Origin of the sequence: Rodentibacter sp. Ppn85 (assembly GCF_001999335.1) — a bacterium.
GTDB lineage: Bacteria > Pseudomonadota > Gammaproteobacteria > Enterobacterales > Pasteurellaceae > Rodentibacter.
Genome location: NZ_MLHS01000025.1, coordinates 1 through 21620, shown reverse-complemented (window position 1 = coordinate 21620; position 21620 = coordinate 1). Strand labels below are relative to the sequence as shown.

Sequence of the window (21620 nt, the reverse complement as noted above, 5' to 3'; positions counted from 1 at the left end):
TTCAGCCACGTTCTACGTGGCTTTTGTTTATGAGATTTAATCTATGTCAGCAATCGAAAAAACGCCCGACGGCATTCGTTTAAAGATTTTTTTACAACCCAAAGCCAGCAAAGATCAAATTGTTGGAATACATAATGAAGAACTCAAAATCACCGTTACCGCCCCTCCTATAGAAGGACAAGCAAACGCACATTTATTGAAATTCTTAAGCAAAATTTTCAAAGTACCGAAAAGCAGTCTCCTGTTGGAAAAAGGCGAATTAAATCGCCATAAACAAATTTGGATTCCTGATCCTAAATTAATCCCGAAAGAAATCGAGAATTTGTTATAAAACAAGCAAAAAATGACCGCACTTTACACCTCTTAGCCTACCAATTTACGGCATTTTACGATATTCTATGAACCAATTTTCTCATGTAAAAATCCCGCCAAAGTGCGGTCAAAATTTAAGGTGATTTTATGCAAGAACAATATCGTCCCGATATGATTGAACCTAAGGTTCAACAGTATTGGGCAGAAAATAAAGTCTTTAAAGCGGTTAAAGATGTAAATAAAGAGAAATATTATTGTCTTTCTATGTTCCCGTATCCGTCCGGCCGTCTGCATATGGGACATGTGCGTAACTATACGATTGGTGATGTGGTTTCGCGTTATCAACGTATGAACGGTAAAAATGTGTTACAACCGATTGGTTGGGATGCCTTTGGTTTGCCTGCGGAAGGGGCGGCGATTAAACATAAAACCGCACCGGCAAAATGGACATACGAAAACATTGAATATATGAAGAATCAGCTCAAAATGTTGGGCTTTGGTTATGATTGGGATCGCGAAATTGCGACCTGTAAACCCGAATATTACAAATGGGAACAATGGTTTTTTACCGAGCTTTACAAGAAAGGCTTAGTGTATAAAAAAACCTCAACCGTAAACTGGTGTCCGAATGATGAAACGGTACTTGCCAACGAGCAAGTGCATGACAGTTGCTGTTGGCGTTGCGATACGCCTGTGGAACAAAAAGAAATCCCACAATGGTTTATTAAAATCACAGATTATGCCGAACAGTTATTAGGCGGGCTGGATAACCTTCCGCAATGGCCGGATATGGTGAAAACCATGCAACGAAACTGGATCGGTCGTTCAGAAGGGGTAGAAATTACCTTTGATGTAGCGGAAACCGATAAAAAATTATCGGTTTACACAACCCGCCCCGATACTTTCTATGGTGTGAGCTATTTAGGTATTGCCGCCGCTCACCCATTAGCAAGCCTTGCGGCACAAGATAATCCCGAACTGGCCGCATTCATTCAAGAAGCGAAAAATGCGAAAGTTGCCGAAGCCGATCTTGCCACTATGGAGAAAAAAGGTATGGCGACAGGTTTGTTTGCTATTCACCCGTTAACCGGTGAAAAATTACCGATTTGGGTGGCGAATTTCGTATTAATGCACTATGGTACGGGGGCAGTAATGGCAGTGCCTGCTCACGACCAACGCGACTATGAATTCGCGCAAAAATACGGTTTACCGTTAAAACAAGTTATTGCACCGCTTGCCGATCAAGAAATTAATTTAAGCAAAGAAGCTTTCACCGAGCACGGTGTTTTAGTCAATTCGTCAGAATTTGACGGATTAGATTTCGACAGTGCATTCAACGGCATTGCAAATAAACTTGAAAAATTAGGAACGGGTAAACGCCAAGTAAATTATCGCTTACGTGACTGGGGCGTATCCCGCCAACGTTATTGGGGCACACCAATTCCAATGCTTACCCTTGAAAACGGCGATGTTGTGCCCGCACCGTTGGAAGATTTACCGATTATTCTACCGGAAAATGTCGTGATGGACGGTGTGAAAAGCCCGATTAAAGCGGATCCAAACTGGGCAAAAACCACCTTTAATGATGCACCGGCGTTAAAAGAAACAGATACCTTTGATACTTTTATGGAATCCTCTTGGTATTACGCACGCTACACCTCCCCTACATTTGCAGAAGCCATGTTAGACAAAGAGGAAGCGAATTACTGGTTACCGGTGGATCAATATATCGGCGGTATTGAGCACGCCACCATGCACTTGTTATATTTCCGTTTCTTCCACAAACTCTTGCGTGATGCCGGGTTTGTAACTAGCGATGAACCGGCAACCAAATTATTATGTCAAGGTATGGTGCTTGCCGATGCCTTCTATTACATCAGCCCGACCAATGAACGTATCTGGGTCAGCCCAACGCAAGTCACCCTTGAGCGTGATGAGAAAGGTCGTATTATTAAAGCGACTGATCCTGAGGGACGTGAACTTGTACATTCCGGTATGACCAAAATGTCGAAATCGAAAAATAACGGTATCGATCCGCAAGAGATGGTGGAAAAATACGGTGCGGATACGGTTCGCTTGTTTATGATGTTCGCTTCCCCTGCGGATATGACCCTTGAATGGCAAGAATCGGGCGTGGAAGGGGCGAAACGTTTCTTAGGGCGAGTGTGGAACTTGGTGTATCAATACCAACAAAATCCTGCAAAAACGGCGTTAGATGTGACCGCACTTTCAGCGGATCAAAAAGCCCTTCGCCGTGAAGTGCATAAAACCATAGCAAAAGTGAGTGATGATATTGGCCGCCGCCAAACTTTCAATACTGCCATTGCGGCAATTATGGAGTTGATGAACAAACTCACTAAAGCGCCATTAGAAACCGAGCAAGATCTCGCCGTAATGGAGGAAGCATTAAGTGCGGTGGTACGTATGCTTTATCCGATTACACCACATATTTGCTTCGAATTATGGCATGCCTTGGGCAATAAAAACAACATCGATACCGCAGAATGGGTGAAAGCCGATGAAGCGGCAATGGTGGAAGATGAAAAACTCATTGTTGTACAAGTAAATGGTAAGGTGCGTGGAAAAGTTACCGTCGCCTCGAATGCCGATGAAGAAACAGTAAAAACTACGGCTTTTGCCGATGAGAATGTGAAAAAATTCATTGACGGTCAACAAATCGTAAAAGTGATTTACGTGCCGGGTAAATTGTTAAATATTGTCGTGAAACCACAATAATCCATAGAAATAGCCGCACTTATTACCGAAGTGCGGTTGATTTTATAGGTAATTTTTATGATTAAATTAATTAAAAAACTCTTTCTTATCACAACCGCTAGCGTACTTTCCGCCTGCGGATGGCATCTTCAAAATGGAGCATTAATTCCACAAGAATTGCAAACCCTAACCTTTGAAAGTGCCGATCCTTATAGTGAGATGTCAATAGCAATGCGCCGCCAATTACAAATCAATAATGTCAATCTTGTTAAACCGACACAAAATATACCTGTTCTACGCATTAATAAACAAACCAGCGATAATCAAGTTGCTTCCATCTTTAAACGTGGTCGTGAAGCAGAAAAAGTCTTAATGTTGGAAGTAGAAGCCAGCGTACGTTTAGCCAATGGTGAAACCTATCCAATCAGTGCAAAAGTAAACCGCACTTTCTTTGATAACTCACGGGCGGCACTAGCAAAAGCGGCGGAACGTGATGTGATTTGGAATGATATGCGCGATCAAGCCGCCCGTCAGCTTATCACCAAAATGGTGGCATTACAGCACCAAGTAAAAAGTAAGTAATGAACCGTCTTTTTCCTGAGCAACTAGCCCATCAGCTTAGCCAACGCCTAGCCAAAGTTTATTTATTGGTCGGGCAGGATCCGCTATTACTCAGCGAAAGTGAAGATACTATTTATCAAACTGCCGTTCAACAGGGCTTTGATGAAAAAAACACAATGCAAGTTGATAACCAAACCGATTGGGGAAAACTTATTGAAGCCAACCAATCAATCGGCTTGTTTTTTAATAAGCAAATGCTGGTTCTCAATTTACCAGAAAATTTAACCGCCCCTTTGCAGAAAAATCTACAAGCATTCATTGCTTTATTAACTGAAGATAGTTTACTTGTTCTCAGCATAGCAAAACTTTCTAAAACCATGGAGAAACAGGCTTGGTTTTTAGCCGTTAATCAATATGAACCAGATTCAATATTGATTAACTGCCAAACGCCAACAATCGAAAATCTTCCCCGTTGGGTGAAAAATCGGGTTCAAATGATGGGATTAGAGGCTGACAGTGAGGCCATTCAACAGCTTTGTTATAGTTATGAAAATAATCTACTTGCACTAAAACAAACGTTACAGCTTCTGGATTTACTTCATCCTGATCGCAAACTTAATTACAATCGAGTCATTGAGGTTGTAGAGCAGTCTTCTATATTTACACCTTTCCAATGGATTGATGCGCTTCTTGCCGGTAAAGTAAATCGAGCCAAACGAATTTTAGGCGGTTTGCAAGCGGAAGAGATTCAACCTATTATTTTACTTCGCACTTTACAACGTGAACTATTGACGCTACTTGAGCTTACAAAACCTCAACAACCCACTCGCATAAGTGAGGCGTTACCTATTCAACAAATTAAGCAGGAATTTGATCGCCTTAAAATTTGGCAAAATCGCCGACCGCTCTTTTTAACTGCGGTACAGCGATTAACCTATCAAAAACTGTATGAGATTATCCAAGAATTAGCCGATATTGAACGCCTTGCCAAACAAGAATTTAGCGATAATGTATGGGAAAAATTAGCGGATTTATCCGTTAGAATTTGCTCGTAGATAAATCGCTTTCTGCAATTAAACGTTGAATTAATTTTGCATTCGCCGGTGGAAATAATCCTGCATCCAGCGAGTGTTGTTCAATCCAACAGCCCTCTTGCCCCTCACGCCCAAAAGGCTCACCAATCCATTCATCCACAACATAAAAAAAGAACGAAATAATCTTAGCGGGATATTCAAACCGAAATCTTTCATACAGTTCGGCATTTAATACCACGATCCCGATTTCTTCCTCTAATTCACGTTTTAAAGCCTGTTCCGGCGTTTCACCGGTATCCACTTTACCCCCCGGAAATTCGAGAGATTGTGCAAAATCTTGTCCTTCCAAGCGTTGAGTTAAATAAATCTGTCCGAATTCATTACGAATAATGCCGGCGGCAACTTGTATTACTGGTTTTTCCATTTTGTCAGATCCAAGTATGAAAAAAGTGCGGTCAAAACAACCGCACTTTTAGTGAGCGTCATTAGTTATATTTAGCACGATTGCCATGACAATGCTTATATTTTTTTCCCGAACCGCAAGGGCAAAGTTCATTTCGTCCTACATGGCGATCAGAATAATCCTCTTGTTGTGCCGAGCGATTCTCATCCACCGGTTTATGGCTCTGAGTTTCACGTGCTGCCATTTCTTGACGCAAACGCTCGGCGTCCTCAACTTCCTCTTGAGTACGAACACGCACACGTGTGAGCGTGGTAATAACCTGATGTTTCAAAGAATCCAGCATTTCCGTAAACATACGGAAAGATTCTTTTTTATACTCTTGTTTCGGATCTTTTTGTGCATAACCGCGTAAATGAATTCCTTGACGAAGATAATCCATCGCAGCTAAATGCTCTTTCCAAAGCTCATCCAAAGTTTGTAACATCACGCCTTTTTCAAAATGACGCATAGCTTCTTCACCGACAAGCGCTTCTTTTTCTTTGTATTCTTCTTCTGCGATTTCTACCACGCGCTCACGCAAGTTTTCTTCGTGCAGATTCTTATCTTCTTCCAACCACTTCTCAATCGGTAATTGCATACCGAATTCTTGTGCAAGGTGTTCTTCAAGCCCTTTAATATCCCATTGTTCTTCCAAAGATTGTGGCGGAATATATTGATCAATCACATTATTGAATACATCGTGGCGAATTGCTTTGATGGTCTCTGAAATATCATCATTATCCAACAGGTGATTACGTTGCTCATAAATGGCGTGACGTTGGTCATTTGCCACATCATCGTATTCAAGTAAATTTTTACGACCGTCAAAGTGGAAGGCTTCCACTTTCGCCTGCGCAGAAGCAATCACTTTTGCCAGCATTTTGGATTCCATCGCTTCGCCCGGCACAGTGAAGGCCTTACGCATTAAGTTGAGCTTGCCTTCATTGAGGTAAATGCGCATCAATCCGTCTTCTAAAGAAAGATAGAAACGGGAAGAGCCCGGGTCGCCTTGACGACCGGAACGACCACGCAACTGGTTGTCAATACGGCGTGATTCGTGACGTTCCGTACCGATAATATGCAATCCCCCGGCTTTCATCACGATATCGTGATTTTTATCCCACTCCGCTTTTAAAGCATCGAGTTGTTCTTGAGTCGGGTTATCTAATTTGGCAGCCTGTGCTTTCCAGTTACCGCCAAGAATAATATCCGTACCGCGCCCTGCCATATTGGTTGCAATAGTAACCGCCCCCGGATAACCGGCTTCCGCCACAATTTCCGCTTCCTGTTGATGGAATTTCGCGTTTAGTACGTTGTGTTTAATCCCCGCTTTATCTAAGGCTTTTGATAATTCTTCGGATTTTTCAACAGAAATCGTCCCCACCAATACAGGCTGTTGGCGTGCAACACAATCTTTAATGTCCTCAATGATCGCATTAAATTTGTATTCTTCATTTTCAAACATTAAATCTGTGCGATCATCACGAATCATTGGGCGATTTGTTGGGATCACGACGGTTTCCAAACCATAAATTTGTTGAAACTCAAAGGCTTCGGTATCCGCCGTACCGGTCATACCAGCAAGTTTTTCATACAGACGGAAGTAGTTTTGGTAAGAAATAGAGGCGACAGTCTGGTTTTCGCTCTTAATTTCCACCCCTTCTTTAGCTTCAATTGCTTGGTGTAAACCGTCAGACCAACGGCGACCGGCCATGGTGCGACCGGTATGTTCGTCCACGATCACGATCTCACCGTCTTTTACAATATAATCTACATCACGTTCAAACAAAGTATGTGCACGTAATGCCGCCATTACATGATGCAACAGAACAATTCGCCCCGGTGAATAGAGTGAATCCCCCTCCGGCATTAAACTTTGCGCTATCAACCAATTTTCGACTTTTTCCTGTCCGCGTTCGGTTAGATGCGCCTGTTTAGATTTAAGATCTAAGGTAAAATCGCCTTCGCCTTGGTATTCTTCGGTATCTTCTTTTTCTTGTTTAATCAAACTCGGAATTAATTTATTAACAGCAATATAAAGATCCGAACTATCTTCTGCCTGGCCGGAAATAATCAGCGGCGTACGGGCTTCATCAATTAAAATGGAGTCCACTTCATCCACCAATGCATAACCTAAGGTACGTTGGAAACGTTCTTCTTTTGAATGGGCTAAGTTATCACGTAAATAGTCAAAGCCGAGTTCGCTATTAGTGGCATAAGTAATATCCGCTGCATAAGCGGCACGTTTTGCTTCCGGTGGTAAACCCGGAATATTCACCCCGACGCTCATCCCCAAAAATTCAAATAACGGTCGGTTGGTTTCCGCATCTCGACGTGCTAAGTAATCATTCACGGTAACTACATGCACTCCTTTGCCTTCCAGAGCGATAAGATAACAAGGTAAGGTTGCAGTCAAAGTTTTCCCTTCACCTGTACGCATCTCGGCAATACAACGGTTCGTTAACACTATACCGCCAATAAGCTGCACATCAAAATGACGCATCCCTAGCACACGTTTACTCGCCTCACGCACAGTGGCAAAAGCCTCCGGTAAAATATCTTGTAGTGTTTCCCCGGCATTTAAACGAGTACGAAATTCATCGGTTTTAGCACGAAGTTGCTCATCGTTTAGGGCTTCAAATTCCGGTTCTAATTTATTAATTTTGATAACTTGTTTTTTAAGTTTACGCAAAATACGGTCGTTACGACTACCAAAGATTTTTGTTAAAATACTCATAATTTTTCTTTTAAAAATAATAGGTTAAAATAATTAACATATGAAATTGTCAAATTTCGCATATCACAATGCTCCGATACGAATTTTCCAAATTCATAGGGATCACAGAAAATCAGAAGTTAAATGAGTAAGGGGCTTGCACGAATCGGAGCTTGAGGGTTTAGTATCTCTGCAATAAAGTGCGGTTGAATTTCAGGTTGTTTTTTTGTTGAATGAGAAAAGGAAAGCTGTTGAAATGGTTGGCACTGCTCATTGTGCAACACTTTCGCTGTTTCCAACACTTGCTGAATCGATACGTTCGACGAATAACTTTCTGCAGGTTGATTTTCTAAACTTTGCGCATCAGGCAAAGCAAGGATAGCGATCATACTTAAAAGTAATCGCGACCAAAAATTCGGTTTGGTTTTGCCTGAAATCATCATCTCGTTGTCTATTACAAAAATTGCGTGTATTGTAGCGGAAATCTAAACTGATGTCATTTATTGGGGGATTCCATGAAAAACAAGGCAGAACGTTATCAAAAAGCCGTAAATATTGTCGAGATAATGGAACAATCGTCTTTTGCTCAAGTAATGCAAAAAGGCTTGGCAATACATGAATTAAACCAAAAATTTAACCGCTCTTTTCCTCAAGAATTTCAAGACTTATTTCGTATTGGTCGGATAAACGGGGATACACTGTTTATTGAAGTAGCAAATGCGATTGTTAGACAAGGAATGCTGTTTCGCCAATCGGATTTATTAACATTGATTCAACAGGATCACCCGCAAGTAAAAAGACTTGATTTGAAAATCAGCCCTGAATTTAATAGAGTTACGCCTTGAAAACTGCGATCAACTCTTTCACTTTTACTCGTTTTTCCGAATTTTGACTAATAGAACGCTGGACCTTGACCCGTTTAAACCTTGCACCTTTGTAAATTTCACGGGTAAATTTTATATCATGATTGGAAATCAAAACAGGAATCTGCTTTTCCTTTTGCACTTTTTTAGCAAGCTCCGCTAAGGCTCGTTGATGTTCCAAACCAAATTCATTACCGGCATAACCTGTGAAATTGGTTATTTGTTGTAACGGCGCATAGGGCGGATCGCAGTAAATCACCGATGTTTTATCCGCCAGTTCAAAGGTTTGTTTAAAATCACCGCATAAAAATACCGCACTTTGCGCTTTGTGCGCAAAATAACGTAGCTCGTCTTCCGGAAAATAATGGGTTTTATAAGCACCAAAAGGCACATTAAATTCGTTATTACTGTTATAACGACACAGCCCGTTAAAACCGAATCGATTTAAATAAAGAAAAATGACGGAACGTTCGAAAGGATCACGGGATTCGTTGAATTGCCGACGCTTCGTATAGTAGTAATCGGGCGTATTGGCTTGAGGTGAAAAGAAAATCTGCTTACAAGCGTCAATATATTGATCAAGGTTATCTTTAACAATATTAAATAAATTAATCAAATCAGGGTTAATATCCGCCAGAATATAGCGTTCAAAATTAGAATTTAAAAACACCGCCCCTGCACCCACAAAAGGCTCGATTAAACATTGTTTTTTCTTTGGGAAGGCTTTATTAATATCGTCTATCAAACGAAACTTGCCGCCCGCCCATTTCAAAAACGGACGGTGCTTTATCTTCGATTTAATCTTTTTTTTCGGACGTAGCATCTTAGTCCGTTTGAGAACAACAGCGGATAGCATTTAGTACAAGCTTATGATCCGTGCCCGTTGCCACATAAGCTTGCCCCAGTGATTTAAGCAATACAAGACGTAACCTACCGGCAAGCACTTTTTTATCGCGCATCATATGAGGCAGATAGTCTTCCGGTTTCATTCCGTCAGGTGATACGGTGGGTAAATTGGCACGGGCAAGTAATTTTTCCAAACGGGCAACATCCGTCACGGAAATATTACCCAATTTCTCAGAAAGTGCGGCTGCCATCATCATTCCGACGGAAACCGCTTCTCCGTGTAACCAATTACCATAGCCAAGATGCGTTTCGATGGCATGACCAAAAGTATGGCCGAGATTTAATAGCGCACGATCACCTTTCTCCTTTTCATCACGAGCTACGACATCCGCTTTTATTTGACAACAACGGGCAATACAATGCCGGAGTGCTTCCTGTTTCAGCGAAACAAGATCACCAATATTCTTTTCCAACCATTCAAAAAATTCATTGTCAAGAATTGCACCGTATTTAATAACTTCCGCAAGACCGGCATTAACTTCACGTTTTGGCAACATATTCAGCGTAAGCGTATCAATCATCACCGTTACAGGTTGATAGAATGCACCGATCATATTCTTACCAAGCTCATGATTGACCGCGGTTTTCCCTCCTACGGAAGAATCAACTTGAGAAAGTAAAGTAGTAGGAATTTGAATTAAACGAACACCGCGCTGATAGCTTGCGGCAGCGAAACCTGCAACATCACCGATAACACCACCACCAAGCGCGATAATCGTTGTATCGCGACCATGGTTACCTTGTAAAAGTTTGGTAAAAATTAGATTAAGAGAATCAAGTGTCTTATACTTTTCACCATCGGGTAACAAAACATGATCGACCACACAACCCCGTTTTTCAAGGGCATCTATCACCGTTTTCAGATAAAACCGTGCAACCGTCGGATTGGTAACAATCATTATCCGATCTCCATCTTTAACCGGATAGCGAGCTTCATCTTGTAACAAACCACTACCGATTAAAATCGGGTAACGACGTTCTTGTAATTCCACATTTACGCACAGCATAATTTATCCTTACAATAATGATTTAAATACTGCCAGTTAAAGCTAAAGTGTGCCGTTTAGCCCATTCATATTATCAATTAAATCAATAATTTGATTCACCATAACTTTAGCATTTTGGTCATCGGTGGGGAGGGTAATATCCGCAACTTCCTCATATAGCGGGTTACGGATTTTTGCGAGATCTTCCAAGACTTGGCGCGGATCTTCCACATCTTGTAAAAGCGGTCGTTTTTTATCCCGTTGCGTACGTTGAAATTGTTTATCAACCGTAGTTTCCAAATAAATCACAATACCACGCGCCGATAAGTAATTACGATTGTCTTTTGAAAGCACTGTTCCACCACCGGTAGAAAGAACAATGCCTTGCATTTGGGTTAACTCATTAATGATACGTTCTTCACGTTTACGAAAGCCTTCTTCGCCTTCTAAATCAAAAATCCAACCAATATCAGCACCCGAACGTTCTTCAATTACAGCGTCAGAATCTAAAAAATCCATATTTAACTGTTGCGCTAATTGACGGCCAATTGTGCTTTTACCCGCACCCATCGGCCCTACTAAAAAAATATTACGTTTTTCTGCCATTACTCTTTTTCTAATAATAAATTGACTAAAACTGATCTTTTTAATACTAAGCAAAACCACGAAATGAAGGTTGCCAAAAGATCACCCAAAAAATAATGGGGATTATCGCAATAAACCGCCTTAACTTTCAACCTCTAAAGGGAATTTATTTTTAAATAAGTCTAAAGTGCGGTCAAAAATCGTTTAATTTTTGTTTGCTCGCCAAATTAGCAATTAAATTTGCTTTCCCGCATCCGATCATAGCGATGATTTTATACACCGAATTAATCACCCATTTGCCATACCCGATGAACAAAAGGAATAGTTTCAGATAAGGCATTTTTGATTGAAATCAAGCCTAAATTCATTTGCGTTTGTTTACCGGCAGGCGGGCAAAATGCCAGATGTTTATCCAAATCATTAATCGGTTTCCAACGCCTTGGTTGAGAGGAACGGCTATTAGGATAAAATCCCACCGTTGGAAGATTAAAGGCACTACTTAAGTGTAGCGGCCCCGTTGAACCCGCAATAAATAAATCGGCACAAGCTAAGGAATGGGCAAAATCAACCAAGCCTTTATTTTTATCATAAATCACAAGACGTGAATCACCCGCTAATTGAGCAAGTTCATGGGCTTTTTCACTCTCACCCGGACCGGCAGTCAGCACGATCTGACAATCAAACTCGGTGAGTAATCCTTGAATTAATTCTGCATATTGAGCAAGTGAAAGATTCGTTGCAGATCCCCCTGAACCACTATGAACAAAAATCCATTTCTTATTCGCAGAAAGCCCTAATGTTTCTTGTAAAAAAACACGCTGATTTTCAACCGCACTTTTATCCAACACAAGATAGGGTGGTTTCGGTTCAACAATCGGCATATTATATTTTTTAAAAAAAGCCCGAACCAAATCCTGATTATATTCCGCTTCCGATTTTTCCGAACGAGAGCGGCGCTGCGTAAGTCGATGATTATAAAAAAATTGGATAAGTTTTGTAGCGGGAGCCAGGCGATATTTAATCCCGCTTTTCCATACTAATTTAGCATTATGCGTATTGGAAAAAAAACTAATTACAGCATCAAAGTTTCTTATTCTAATTTCATGAATAAGGCGGTTAAAATCTGCCTTGTCGTCTTTTTTACTATCAATAATCACATCATCCAAATAAGGGCAAATTTCTGCAAGCGGCGCGGTATAACCCGGCACAAGTGCGGTCAGTTTCAGTGAAGGATTTGACGCTTTCAGCATAGCAAAAGCCGGCCATGCCTGAATAAAATCACCCAGTTTATCATTACGAATGACTAAAATTTTTTTCATTACGCTTACTCCAAAGATTGTTGTTTTTCACTTTGTTTTAGCATAGCTAAAAACACTATCGTTAAGAAAAAATAAAAAATATTGCCCGAATTATGTGTAAAAAAACCTTGGCTTAAACAATAAATCATGACCGAAAGAATATGCACTACACCTAATGAGGCAATTAGTTTTGTTTCTAAAGCGGTGCTGTTTAGACGACGTTTAAATTGATACAGCGGTACAAGTAAAATAGCTAAAAATGTGATAAATCCGACAATACCGCGTTTAGAAAAATCATCGAGATATTGATTATGCGCATGAGTATATTGCCCGATATCACTGGCTACGACTTTCATTTCGACATCCTGTTTACGCTTTTCTGTCGCCCCTTTTTCTCCCCATCCTAAAACTGGTTTTTCTTTTACCATTTCAACCGCACTTTTCCACATTTCAAAGCGTAATCCAAGCGAGGTATTAGCATTATTTTGTTCATATCTGGCAATGTCATATTGAATTAATGAGAGACGTTCCATCACACGGCTATTCGGCATTTGGCTGACCCCTACTACAACTACAGTAAAGATACCGACCAAACTCAGAAAAAAACTTTTTGACAATGAACGACGATAAATCCACAACATCACCACTAGCACAACGGGTAATGCTACCCAACCTCCACGAGCCGTAGAAAGAATACTGCCTAATATGCCCCCAAATGAGGCAAAAATACAAAGTGCGGTGATTTTTTTATGGGATTTTTGCCAAAAATAAAGCCCAATCGCAAAACTAAACAGCCCCAATGACATTGCAATATCCCCTCCCTGAATCTGCATAGTGCGGGGGGCATATGCTATAGGACTCTGTAAAATAAACTTATCATAAAAAGCAACAAATCCCGCGATTACAGCGCCTAATGGAATAGCATAAATCAATGCACATAGCTTCAATGGTGTTCTTAATAGGAAAATGAACGCCGGGATTAATAAAATAGCACGACTCGGATTATCTAATTCTCTCCCCTTTCCTTCATTCATTAATAAAGAAAGGACAAATACCGTAAAATAAAAAATATAACTATAAATGAGCCATTTATCTTCTTTTGATAACTCCCATTTGAATTTTTTGATAATACCGTAAATGCCATAGCCCAAACCTAACAGTATCAAAAAAACCGGGGCAATATTATGTCCGCCTTTAAAGGCCAACACGGATAAAAAGAAAAAGCTAATGCTTAAATTAGCCAAAAAGGGGAAAAGATTCTGTTTTGAAATTTTCATAAGTCGTCACTCACAAATATAAAAAAACCGCACCTAAAAGTGCGGTCGTATTTTATTCTAGTTTTGTGGATTATAAAACATCAATACAGTTTAAATCTTCGAAAGATTGCTCTAAACGTTTAGACATGGATTCTTCCATTTTGCGTAACCAAACGCGCGGATCGTAGTATTTTTTATTCGGTACGTCCGGACCTTCAGGGTTACCCAATTGACCTTGTAAATAGGCTTCGTTTGCTTTGTAGAACTCGAGAATACCATTCCAAGATGCCCATTGTGTATCGGTATCAATGTTCATTTTGATTGCACCGTAGCCGATTGCCTCACGGATTTCTTCACGGGAAGAACCGGAACCGCCATGGAATACAAAGTTGATTGGTTTAGCCGGAAGATTACGTTCTTTTGCCACAAATTCTTGTGATGCGCCCAAAATAGACGGTTTTAATTTTACGTTACCCGGTTTATACACACCGTGCACATTACCGAATGCCGCAGCAACAGTGAAGTTCGGGCTAACCGGATTTAATTGGTCATAAACGTATAATACGTCTTCAGGTTGGGTATAGAGTTTAGATTCTTCCACATCTGAATTATCCACACCGTCTTCTTCACCACCGGTGATACCGATTTCAATTTCAAGGGTCATACCCATTTTATCCATACGAGCAAGGTATTCACGGCAAATTGCCATATTTTCTTCCATTGGCTCTTCAGATAAATCAATCATGTGAGAAGAGAATAACGGACAACCAGTTTCGGCAAAGTGTTTTTCACCGGCTTCTAATAAACCGTCAATCCATGGAAGTAATTTTTTCGCTGCATGGTCGGTATGAAGGATAACCGGTACACCATATTCTTTTGCAAGAGTATGAACGTGTTTCGCACCGGCAATTGCGCCTAAAACATCGGCACGCTCGCCTGAGGTAGGTTTGATACCTTTACCGGCATAGAAAGAAGCACCACCGTTAGAAAACTGGATAATAACCGGTGCTTTTACCCGAGCCGCGGTTTCTAATACTGCATTAACAGAGTCAGACCCTACACAGTTTACCGCCGGGATTGCGAAATTATGTTCTTTGGCATAAGCGAATACTTTCTGAACATCTTCACCAGTTAATACACCTGGTTTTACGATATCTAATAAACCCATCTTGTTGTTTCCTTCTTTAAATGTTGAGAATTTTTACAAGGTGCGTAGATTATTAATCCACACACCTTTCATCGTTATTTAGATTAATTAACCATTCGCACGTTTTTCAAGAATCTCTACCGCTGGTAATACTTTACCTTCTACAAATTCTAAGAACGCGCCGCCACCGGTTGAAATGTAAGAAATTTTATCGGCAATGCCAAATAAATCAATCGCCGCAAGAGTATCGCCGCCACCGGCAATAGAGAATGCCTCGCTATTCGCAATAGCATGAGAAATAACTTCAGTCCCTTTACGGAAATTAGGGAATTCAAACACACCTACCGGTCCGTTCCATAATACGGTTTTTGCATTTTTAATGATGTCTGCCAATTGTTCCGCCGATTTATCACCAATATCAAAAATGGATTCATCATCTTTCACTTCAGTTACGGCTTTTTCTGTTGCCGGAGCCGTTTCTGAAAATTCTGTTCCCACACGTACGTCAACCGGAACCGGAATATCTGTATTTGCCGCTAATTCTTTTGCAACAGGAATTAAATCTTCTTCATATAACGATTTGCCCACATTGTGACCGGCTGCGGCAATAAATGTATTTGCAATACCGCCGCCAACTATAATTTGATCTGCAATTTTTGAAAGCGAATTTAATACTTCTAATTTAGTGGAAACTTTAGAACCGCCGACAATTGCCACCATCGGACGAGCCGGCTCTTTTAAGGCTTTACCTAAGGCATCCAATTCCGCAGCAAGCAATGGGCCGGCACAAGCAACCGGAGCAAATTCAGCAACACCGTAAGTTGAAGCCTGAGCACGGTGTGCCGTACCGAATGCATCCATCACAAACACATCGCAAAGTGCGGCATATTTTTTACCTAATTCGGGATCGTTTTTCTTTTCACCTTTGTTCACACGCACATTTTCCAAAACAACGATTTCGCCCTCTTTTACCTCCACTCCATCAAGGTAATCACGTACTAAACGCACAGGAACATCCAGATGTTCGTTCAAATAATCAACCACCGGTTGTAAAGAATCTTCAGGTTTAAATTCACCCTCGGTCGGACGACCTAAGTGAGATGTCACCATCACTTTTGCGCCTTTTTCAAGCGCCAACTTTAACGTAGGAATGGTTGCACGAATACGCGCATCAGAAGTCACTTTACCATCTTTTACCGGTACATTAAGATCCGCACGGATAAATACTCGTTTGCCCGCTAAATCTAAGTCGGTCATTTTGATTACTGACATAATCTATCCTCTTTGTTAGTAAAAATTAAAACCGGATTTATTATACCTAGATCTCGCTAGGTTGTAACGATTTAGATCAAAGAAATCCCAATTACTTCCGGCAATCAATTACTTGCCATTGTTTATCATAACAAATGAACAATTCATCTCGACTTGCGCCAAGATAGGCATTTTTAAGATGCGGATTATTTTGTTTCATCCAACGGAATAATTCTCGCCTCTCTAACTTTTCTTTTGGTAAACGTAAAGAACGAAATAACGCCTGTTCTTTGGCAAAATATTGTTCCGCGGAGCTGAAAGCACAACTACCGTGTTTTTCCCACTCCCCTTGCAATAGTTTTGCGCTCGGTGATAAAGTTAAATAAGGCTCAATAACCGATTTTGACAATGCAGGCAAATCACCTTGGCAAAAACGCGGATGTTCTGCCACAGAACGCGCTTTTGCATTCTGTGGCCATAAACCATGCACCACCCAACCAAAAGTGCGGTTATTTTCACATTGATATTGCATTGATAAAGGCAATTGATTGCCATATTTCTCACGCTGAGCAACACAAAAGTCCGGTGACCAAGAAAGCACCAACATATAATAATCTACCGGTGCATCGGCATTTTGTCCGATAGGATCATCACGCATCATTACATCGTAATCGGTAAAAATATCTGTATTTTTAGCCGCACTTTTGCCTTTTGAGGGAGTGGAAGATTCTGCCTGATAAGAAAATTTTTGCTTTTCGCTAAAATATTGCCAAATGCTGAATGCTGCAAGAGCAATAACGGAAAGTGTAGAAAGCTGTTTTTTCATAAAGTACGTTTGTTTTTTTGTCAATTTTGTGTTTGTCGGCTATAATTCGCCGCTTTCATATCTAACACCCCAAAGGATCACAATGGCATTACTCATCACCCATAAATGTACTAACTGCGATATGTGTTTGCCGGAATGTCCCAATGAGGCAATTTCCATCAGTGATGAAATTTATGTGATCGATCCTGTACTTTGCACGGAATGTGTCGGTCATTATGATACACCAACCTGTCAAAAGGTTTGCCCGATTACGAATTGCATAAAACCCGATCCCGACCACCAAGAAACGGAAGAACAGCTTTGGGAGCGTTTCGTGATGATCCATCATTCAGATAAGCTGTAAATTAATTCAAATAAAGCTAGCCTTTCGGTATACAACCACCTTCAATAATACAATATAAAATCACAGCCGGTGAGAGAATTACCATGGTGGCATTATTTAATTTCTGTTTAACTTTAGAATGTTCGGTTTGTTGTTCGATATGAATCTTTGTAAAATCTTTAAAATAGGTCGCCATCACAGGATATTGTTCAATCAGATCATCTCGGTTTTGTATTTTGCTTACAACTAAAGGAATATCTCGAATCATTCCCTTAATCAGGCTCTTACCGGATAAAATCTCTTCTTCCATAGCACTCCAAGTGCCCGGAGAATAATATTTAGGCAACAATAATCTTGCTAACCTTAATTTTTGTTCTGTTTTTAAACCCGATAGATCCCAGTAAGCCCGAAAATGCATATAAGTACGGCTGCTTTCTGAGCCTAAATCACCCACACTGATATAACCATAGATTTCCTTAATATATTTACCGTAATCATTAAGGAGCTGTTGTATGCTCTGAACTTCAGATTGTGCATATTCGCTAGATTGAAGATCTAATGTTTCACCTAATATGTAAAGCCTGTTGTCACTGATAAAAACAGATTTTACTTGTTCTTCTCTCTCCGCTTCAAGCTCCTTGTACTCATCTAAAAGACAGCCGCTCACCCCAAAAGTTGAAAAAAATAATATGATTATTTGGTATATCCTTTGCATTTTTATCCCCATCTAGGCTATATTGGCAAAACTTGTTATTAAATAAAAGTGCGGTTGATTTTCGCAGAGAATTTCAACCGCACGTTTTATTCCGTTACACTACTTTCATTTGGAAGATCACCAATTCAGCCTGACAGCAGAAGGTAAACACTGCCTTCAATAAATATCCATCTTCCAATTGACTGATTTCTGCCTGGATCTCACAAGGTTCGCTTTCAACTTCACGGGCTTTCCGTGTAAAAAAATCTAACGCAGTTTGTGCTTGTTCTTGTGTATCATAAAGATAATGAATCTCTTGCGTGCAATCCCGATTGTCAAACAACGATTTCATATCAAAAGTGTTGCACCCTACACACTCAATCGGTTTTTCCGTTTGAATTGCCATATTTCGCTCCTTTTTTAAGTTTTAAGTTGTAAGCCTTATTTTGCCGCAACAAAACCTACTGCGTCATACACTTTTGCTAAGGTTTCCTGTGCTTTAGCCCGTGCTTTTAACGCGCCTTGACGAAGTACATCATCAAGCAAAGTTTCGTTATTGCGATATTCTTGGAAACGCTCTTGTAAGTCGATAAGTAATCCGGACACTTCATCAGCCACCGCCGTTTTTAAATGACCGTACATTCTCCCCTCGAACTCCTGCTCTAATTCCGCAATAGGTTTATCTGTTACGGCAGAAAGAATATCCAATAAATTCGATACGCCGGCTTTGTTTTTCACATCATAACGAACTACTGGCGGCTCATCAGAATCGGTCACGGCACGTTTAATTTTCTTCGCCACGGATTTTGGATCTTCTAAAAGTGTCACCACATTATTACGGTTATCATCGGATTTTGACATTTTCTTTTCAGGATCTTGTAACGACATAATACGCGCCCCGGCTTTTCCGATAAAGATCTCCGGAATAGTGAAAATATCGCCGTAAAGGGCGTTAAAACGATTGGCAATGTCGCGCGTAATTTCTAAATGTTGTTTTTGATCATCGCCCACCGGCACACTTTTTGCCTGGTAAAGCAAAATATCCGCCGCCATTAACACCGGGTAATCAAACAAACCTACATTGATATTTTCCGCATAACGTGCCGATTTATCTTTAAATTGAGTCATACGGCTCATTTCACCAAAGTAAGTATAACAATTTAGTACCCAACTTAATTGGGTATGTTCCGGCACATGGGATTGAACAAAAATTATCGCTTTATTTGGATCAATACCGCATGCCAAATATAGGGCGACAACATCAAGGGTCGCTTTACGAAGCGCAGCGGGATCTTGACGAACCGTGATCGCATGTAAATCAACTACGCAGAAAATACACTCATAATCCTCTTGCATTTTTACCCAATTGCGTAATGCGCCTAAATAGTTTCCGATTGTCAATTCACCGGAAGGCTGCACACCGCTAAATACGATTGGTTTTGCCATAACTTATCCTTTTTCCTCTTGAAAATATATTGTTGGTATCATATCAAAAGATAAGTTCTTTTTTAATGAGATAGTTCAAAACAAACGGTAAAAATGCTATATTGCGCACAATTTCAGCCTGTTTTATCACGCCTATTACATTTTATATGACAAATTACCATGATATGGCGCTGGCTCTAGCCGGCATTTATCAATCCACTGCATTAGTCAATCAGCTTGCAATGAAAGGCAAAGTGGAAAACCGGGATGCTTTTCACGCGACTATCAATTCCCTCTTTCAAACCCGACCGGAAAACACCCTTGCCGTTTTTGGCGGGCAACTTCATCATTTGAAACTGGGTTTGGAAACACTCATTGAACAGCTGTCCACACTTGATGATAGAAATATCGTGAATTATTGGAGCGGTTTATTAGGCTTAGAAAGTCTCCTAAATAAAAATCCTGAAGCGAAATCCGAACTGGTAAAACGTATTCAACGCTTGCAGGAACAACTAACGTACCACAAATTGCTTGACGAACATATGCTTTCCATCATGGCCAATATTTATATTGACATCATCAGCCCTTTAGGACGCAAAATTCATATTGTTGGTGAAGAAAATTATCTACAACAACAATTTGTACAAAACAAAGTTCGAACCTGCTTGCTTGCCGGTATTCGCTCTGCCGTACTATGGCGGCAAGTAGGTGGCAATAAATGGCGGTTATTATTCTTCCGCAGCAAAATAATTAATGCCGCGAAAGAAATCTACTCAACAATTTATTCTTAATTATCAACATCCTTTAATACACCGGAGTATTTTATGCAACTTTCCGCACTGACTGCGATTTCCCCAATTGATGGGCGTTACCAAGATAAAGCAACCGCACTTCGCGATATTTTTAGTGAATTCGGTTTACTTAAATTCCGCGTAACCGTTGAAATTCGCTGGTTACAAAAATTAGCAGCGACTGCCGAAATTCCGGAAGTTTCCCGTTTATCTAAAGAGGCAAACGATTACCTCAATAAAATTATCAGCGAATTTAGCCTAAAAGATGCAGAACGTATCAAAGAAATTGAACGTACCACTAACCACGATGTAAAAGCGGTGGAATATTTCTTAAAAGAAAAAAGCGAAGCCTTACTAGAATTAGCAAAAGTTTCAGAATTTATTCACTTTGCCTGCACTTCCGAAGATATCAACAATCTTTCTCATGCATTGATGCTAAAAACCGCACGTGATACCGTGATTTTGCCGGAATGGCAAAAACTCATTGATGAAATCACCCGTCTTGCCAACGAATACAAAACAATTCCATTACTTTCACGCACGCACGGTCAGCCTGCTTCTCCAACGACTGTCGGAAAAGAAATGGCAAATGTAGTCTATCGTTTACGCCGCCAATTCAAACAACTTCAACAAAATGAGATTCTTGGCAAAATCAACGGAGCAGTGGGCAACTACAACGCTCACTTATCCGCTTATCCGGATCTTGATTGGCACAAATTCAGCGAAGAGTTTGTCACCTCGCTCGGCTTGAACTGGAACCCCTACACGACACAAATTGAACCTCATGATTACATCGCCGAATATTTTGATACTGTCGTTCGTTTCAACACCATCATCATTGATTTTGACCGTGATCTCTGGGGCTACATTGCGTTAAATCATTTCAAGCAACGCACTATTGCCGGTGAGATCGGTTCTTCCACAATGCCACATAAAGTGAATCCGATTGACTTTGAAAACTCAGAAGGCAACCTAGGTCTCGCTAATGCCGTAATGACCCATTTAGGACAAAAACTACCGATTTCCCGTTGGCAACGTGATTTAACGGACTCCACCGTCTTACGCAATCTTGGCGTGGGCGTGGGTTACTGTTTAATCGCCTACGCGGCGACCCGTAAAGGTATCAGCAAATTAGAAGTCAATGAGCAGCATTTGTGTGATGAACTCAATCAAAACTGGGAAGTGCTGGCGGAGCCGATTCAAACCGTAATGCGTCGTTATGGCATTGAAAAACCTTATGAGAAACTCAAAGAGCTAACTCGCGGCAAACGCGTGGATGAACAAGCTATGCGCGAATTTGTGGAAAAACTTGAAATTCCCGCTGAAGAAAAAGCCCGTTTACAACAACTTAGCCCGGCAAGTTATATCGGTGCGGCAATCGAGCTGGTAGAAAAGCTCTAATTTGACATAATAAAGTGCGGTTGAAATTTAGTGAGAATTTCGACCGCGCTTTTTTAATACCACTTAAAAATAGGGGCTGACGTAGATTA

22 protein-coding genes are annotated in these 21620 nt (G+C 40.6%); 8 read left to right on the top strand and 14 right to left on the bottom strand.

Annotated elements, in window-relative coordinates:
* Window positions 1–43 precede the first annotated feature (43 nt).
* The 4 genes from yggU (at window position 44) to holA (ending at window position 4643) form a co-directional block, all read left to right on the top strand.
* A complete protein-coding gene (yggU, locus tag BKL51_RS05265; protein ID WP_077465690.1) occupies window positions 44–331 on the top strand; it encodes a DUF167 family protein YggU in 288 nt (95 codons plus the stop codon).
* Window positions 332–459: 128 nt separating this feature from the next.
* The gene (leuS, locus tag BKL51_RS05260; RefSeq protein WP_077465689.1) at window positions 460–3048 is read left to right on the top strand and encodes a leucine--tRNA ligase; all 2589 of its coding nucleotides are present in this window, start codon (window positions 460–462) and stop codon (window positions 3046–3048) included.
* 57 nt (window positions 3049–3105) lie between these two features.
* The gene (gene lptE / locus BKL51_RS05255) at window positions 3106–3609 is read left to right on the top strand and encodes an LPS assembly lipoprotein LptE (RefSeq protein WP_077465688.1); all 504 of its coding nucleotides are present in this window, start codon (window positions 3106–3108) and stop codon (window positions 3607–3609) included.
* Window positions 3609–4643: a DNA polymerase III subunit delta gene (gene holA, locus BKL51_RS05250; RefSeq protein WP_077465687.1), complete on the top strand. Its 1035-nt coding sequence runs from the start codon at window positions 3609–3611 to the stop codon at window positions 4641–4643. Before lptE ends, holA begins: the two co-directional genes overlap by 1 nt.
* On the opposite strand, the gene mutT is transcribed toward holA, so the two are convergent.
* The 3 genes from mutT to secM all read right to left on the bottom strand — a co-directional run bounded on the left by mutT (window position 4627) and on the right by secM (window position 8220).
* A complete protein-coding gene (gene mutT / locus BKL51_RS05245) occupies window positions 4627–5046 on the bottom strand; it encodes an 8-oxo-dGTP diphosphatase MutT (protein ID WP_077465686.1) in 420 nt (139 codons plus the stop codon). The genes holA and mutT overlap by 17 nt on opposite strands.
* Window positions 5047–5107: 61 nt before the next feature.
* Window positions 5108–7801, bottom strand: coding sequence for a preprotein translocase subunit SecA (secA, locus tag BKL51_RS05240; protein WP_077465685.1), 2694 nt, complete (start codon window positions 7799–7801; stop codon window positions 5108–5110).
* A gap of 119 nt (window positions 7802–7920) precedes the next feature.
* Window positions 7921–8220, bottom strand: a complete 300-nt coding sequence (gene secM / locus BKL51_RS05235) for a secA translation cis-regulator SecM (protein ID WP_077465684.1) — start codon at window positions 8218–8220, stop codon at window positions 7921–7923.
* Window positions 8221–8295: 75 nt separating this feature from the next.
* On the opposite strand from secM, the gene BKL51_RS05230 reads away from it, so the two are divergent.
* Window positions 8296–8625 carry a DciA family protein gene (locus tag BKL51_RS05230; protein ID WP_077465683.1) on the top strand — a complete coding sequence of 110 codons (330 nt, stop codon included), beginning with the start codon at window positions 8296–8298 and terminating at the stop codon, window positions 8623–8625.
* Here BKL51_RS05230 and BKL51_RS05225 read toward each other — a convergent pair.
* The 8 genes from BKL51_RS05225 to BKL51_RS05190 form a co-directional block, all read right to left on the bottom strand.
* Complete coding sequence (locus tag BKL51_RS05225; protein WP_077465682.1) at window positions 8615–9466, bottom strand: Dam family site-specific DNA-(adenine-N6)-methyltransferase; 852 nt, start codon at window positions 9464–9466, stop codon at window positions 8615–8617. The two genes, BKL51_RS05230 and BKL51_RS05225, sit on opposite strands and share 11 nt — an antisense overlap.
* A gap of 1 nt (window position 9467) precedes the next feature.
* A complete protein-coding gene (gene aroB, locus BKL51_RS05220; RefSeq protein ID WP_077465681.1) occupies window positions 9468–10556 on the bottom strand; it encodes a 3-dehydroquinate synthase in 1089 nt (362 codons plus the stop codon).
* A 42-nt stretch (window positions 10557–10598) separates the two neighbouring features.
* Window positions 10599–11141: a shikimate kinase AroK gene (gene aroK, locus BKL51_RS05215; protein WP_059368343.1), complete on the bottom strand. Its 543-nt coding sequence runs from the start codon at window positions 11139–11141 to the stop codon at window positions 10599–10601.
* Between the two features lie 263 nt (window positions 11142–11404).
* Window positions 11405–12439 (bottom strand): glycosyltransferase family 9 protein, encoded by a 1035-nt coding sequence (locus BKL51_RS05210; protein ID WP_077465680.1) that lies wholly within the window; start codon window positions 12437–12439, stop codon window positions 11405–11407.
* 5 nt (window positions 12440–12444) lie between these two features.
* On the bottom strand, window positions 12445–13695 hold the full coding sequence (locus tag BKL51_RS05205) for an O-antigen ligase (protein ID WP_077465679.1): 1251 nt from the start codon (window positions 13693–13695) through the stop codon (window positions 12445–12447).
* Window positions 13696–13765: 70 nt separating this feature from the next.
* Window positions 13766–14842, bottom strand: coding sequence for a class II fructose-bisphosphate aldolase (gene fbaA, locus BKL51_RS05200; RefSeq protein ID WP_077465678.1), 1077 nt, complete (start codon window positions 14840–14842; stop codon window positions 13766–13768).
* Between the two features lie 87 nt (window positions 14843–14929).
* A complete protein-coding gene (gene pgk, locus BKL51_RS05195; RefSeq protein ID WP_077465677.1) occupies window positions 14930–16093 on the bottom strand; it encodes a phosphoglycerate kinase in 1164 nt (387 codons plus the stop codon).
* A 91-nt stretch (window positions 16094–16184) separates the two neighbouring features.
* A complete protein-coding gene (locus BKL51_RS05190) occupies window positions 16185–16898 on the bottom strand; it encodes a ribonuclease (RefSeq protein WP_077465676.1) in 714 nt (237 codons plus the stop codon).
* An 82-nt stretch (window positions 16899–16980) separates the two neighbouring features.
* On the opposite strand from BKL51_RS05190, the gene BKL51_RS05185 reads away from it, so the two are divergent.
* Window positions 16981–17241 carry a YfhL family 4Fe-4S dicluster ferredoxin gene (locus BKL51_RS05185; protein ID WP_077465675.1) on the top strand — a complete coding sequence of 87 codons (261 nt, stop codon included), beginning with the start codon at window positions 16981–16983 and terminating at the stop codon, window positions 17239–17241.
* Between the two features lie 16 nt (window positions 17242–17257).
* On the opposite strand, the gene BKL51_RS05180 is transcribed toward BKL51_RS05185, so the two are convergent.
* The 3 genes from BKL51_RS05180 to trpS all read right to left on the bottom strand — a co-directional run bounded on the left by BKL51_RS05180 (window position 17258) and on the right by trpS (window position 19360).
* Complete coding sequence (locus tag BKL51_RS05180; protein ID WP_077465674.1) at window positions 17258–17935, bottom strand: hypothetical protein; 678 nt, start codon at window positions 17933–17935, stop codon at window positions 17258–17260.
* 94 nt (window positions 17936–18029) lie between these two features.
* Complete coding sequence (locus tag BKL51_RS05175; RefSeq protein ID WP_077465673.1) at window positions 18030–18320, bottom strand: YfcZ/YiiS family protein; 291 nt, start codon at window positions 18318–18320, stop codon at window positions 18030–18032.
* A gap of 35 nt (window positions 18321–18355) precedes the next feature.
* On the bottom strand, window positions 18356–19360 hold the full coding sequence (trpS, locus tag BKL51_RS05170) for a tryptophan--tRNA ligase (protein ID WP_077465672.1): 1005 nt from the start codon (window positions 19358–19360) through the stop codon (window positions 18356–18358).
* Window positions 19361–19506: 146 nt separating this feature from the next.
* Between trpS and hflD the strand changes: the two genes are divergently transcribed.
* Window positions 19507–20130: a high frequency lysogenization protein HflD gene (gene hflD / locus BKL51_RS05165; protein ID WP_077465705.1), complete on the top strand. Its 624-nt coding sequence runs from the start codon at window positions 19507–19509 to the stop codon at window positions 20128–20130.
* A 33-nt stretch (window positions 20131–20163) separates the two neighbouring features.
* Entirely contained in the window at window positions 20164–21531 is a 1368-nt protein-coding gene (gene purB, locus BKL51_RS05160) for an adenylosuccinate lyase (RefSeq protein WP_077465671.1), read from the top strand.
* Window positions 21532–21620 lie beyond the last annotated feature (89 nt).

What these genes read in the sequence shown, in the direction of transcription:
- BKL51_RS05205 (WP_077465679.1), bottom strand. Translation starts at nt 13,695, where the DNA reads ATGAAAATTTCAAAACAGAATCTTTTCCCCTTTTTGGCTAATTTAAGC.
- aroK (WP_059368343.1), bottom strand. Translation starts at nt 11,141, where the DNA reads ATGGCAGAAAAACGTAATATTTTTTTAGTAGGGCCGATGGGTGCGGGT.
- secM (WP_077465684.1), bottom strand. Translation starts at nt 8,220, where the DNA reads ATGATTTCAGGCAAAACCAAACCGAATTTTTGGTCGCGATTACTTTTA.
- BKL51_RS05210 (WP_077465680.1), bottom strand. Translation starts at nt 12,439, where the DNA reads ATGAAAAAAATTTTAGTCATTCGTAATGATAAACTGGGTGATTTTATT.
- holA (WP_077465687.1), top strand. Translation starts at nt 3,609, where the DNA reads ATGAACCGTCTTTTTCCTGAGCAACTAGCCCATCAGCTTAGCCAACGC.
- BKL51_RS05230 (WP_077465683.1), top strand. Translation starts at nt 8,296, where the DNA reads ATGAAAAACAAGGCAGAACGTTATCAAAAAGCCGTAAATATTGTCGAG.
- BKL51_RS05185 (WP_077465675.1), top strand. Translation starts at nt 16,981, where the DNA reads ATGGCATTACTCATCACCCATAAATGTACTAACTGCGATATGTGTTTG.
- hflD (WP_077465705.1), top strand. Translation starts at nt 19,507, where the DNA reads ATGACAAATTACCATGATATGGCGCTGGCTCTAGCCGGCATTTATCAA.
- aroB (WP_077465681.1), bottom strand. Translation starts at nt 10,556, where the DNA reads ATGCTGTGCGTAAATGTGGAATTACAAGAACGTCGTTACCCGATTTTA.
- BKL51_RS05190 (WP_077465676.1), bottom strand. Translation starts at nt 16,898, where the DNA reads ATGAAAAAACAGCTTTCTACACTTTCCGTTATTGCTCTTGCAGCATTC.
- pgk (WP_077465677.1), bottom strand. Translation starts at nt 16,093, where the DNA reads ATGTCAGTAATCAAAATGACCGACTTAGATTTAGCGGGCAAACGAGTA.
- purB (WP_077465671.1), top strand. Translation starts at nt 20,164, where the DNA reads ATGCAACTTTCCGCACTGACTGCGATTTCCCCAATTGATGGGCGTTAC.
- fbaA (WP_077465678.1), bottom strand. Translation starts at nt 14,842, where the DNA reads ATGGGTTTATTAGATATCGTAAAACCAGGTGTATTAACTGGTGAAGAT.
- BKL51_RS05175 (WP_077465673.1), bottom strand. Translation starts at nt 18,320, where the DNA reads ATGGCAATTCAAACGGAAAAACCGATTGAGTGTGTAGGGTGCAACACT.
- lptE (WP_077465688.1), top strand. Translation starts at nt 3,106, where the DNA reads ATGATTAAATTAATTAAAAAACTCTTTCTTATCACAACCGCTAGCGTA.
- trpS (WP_077465672.1), bottom strand. Translation starts at nt 19,360, where the DNA reads ATGGCAAAACCAATCGTATTTAGCGGTGTGCAGCCTTCCGGTGAATTG.
- mutT (WP_077465686.1), bottom strand. Translation starts at nt 5,046, where the DNA reads ATGGAAAAACCAGTAATACAAGTTGCCGCCGGCATTATTCGTAATGAA.
- BKL51_RS05180 (WP_077465674.1), bottom strand. Translation starts at nt 17,935, where the DNA reads ATGCAAAGGATATACCAAATAATCATATTATTTTTTTCAACTTTTGGG.
- yggU (WP_077465690.1), top strand. Translation starts at nt 44, where the DNA reads ATGTCAGCAATCGAAAAAACGCCCGACGGCATTCGTTTAAAGATTTTT.
- BKL51_RS05225 (WP_077465682.1), bottom strand. Translation starts at nt 9,466, where the DNA reads ATGCTACGTCCGAAAAAAAAGATTAAATCGAAGATAAAGCACCGTCCG.
- leuS (WP_077465689.1), top strand. Translation starts at nt 460, where the DNA reads ATGCAAGAACAATATCGTCCCGATATGATTGAACCTAAGGTTCAACAG.
- secA (WP_077465685.1), bottom strand. Translation starts at nt 7,801, where the DNA reads ATGAGTATTTTAACAAAAATCTTTGGTAGTCGTAACGACCGTATTTTG.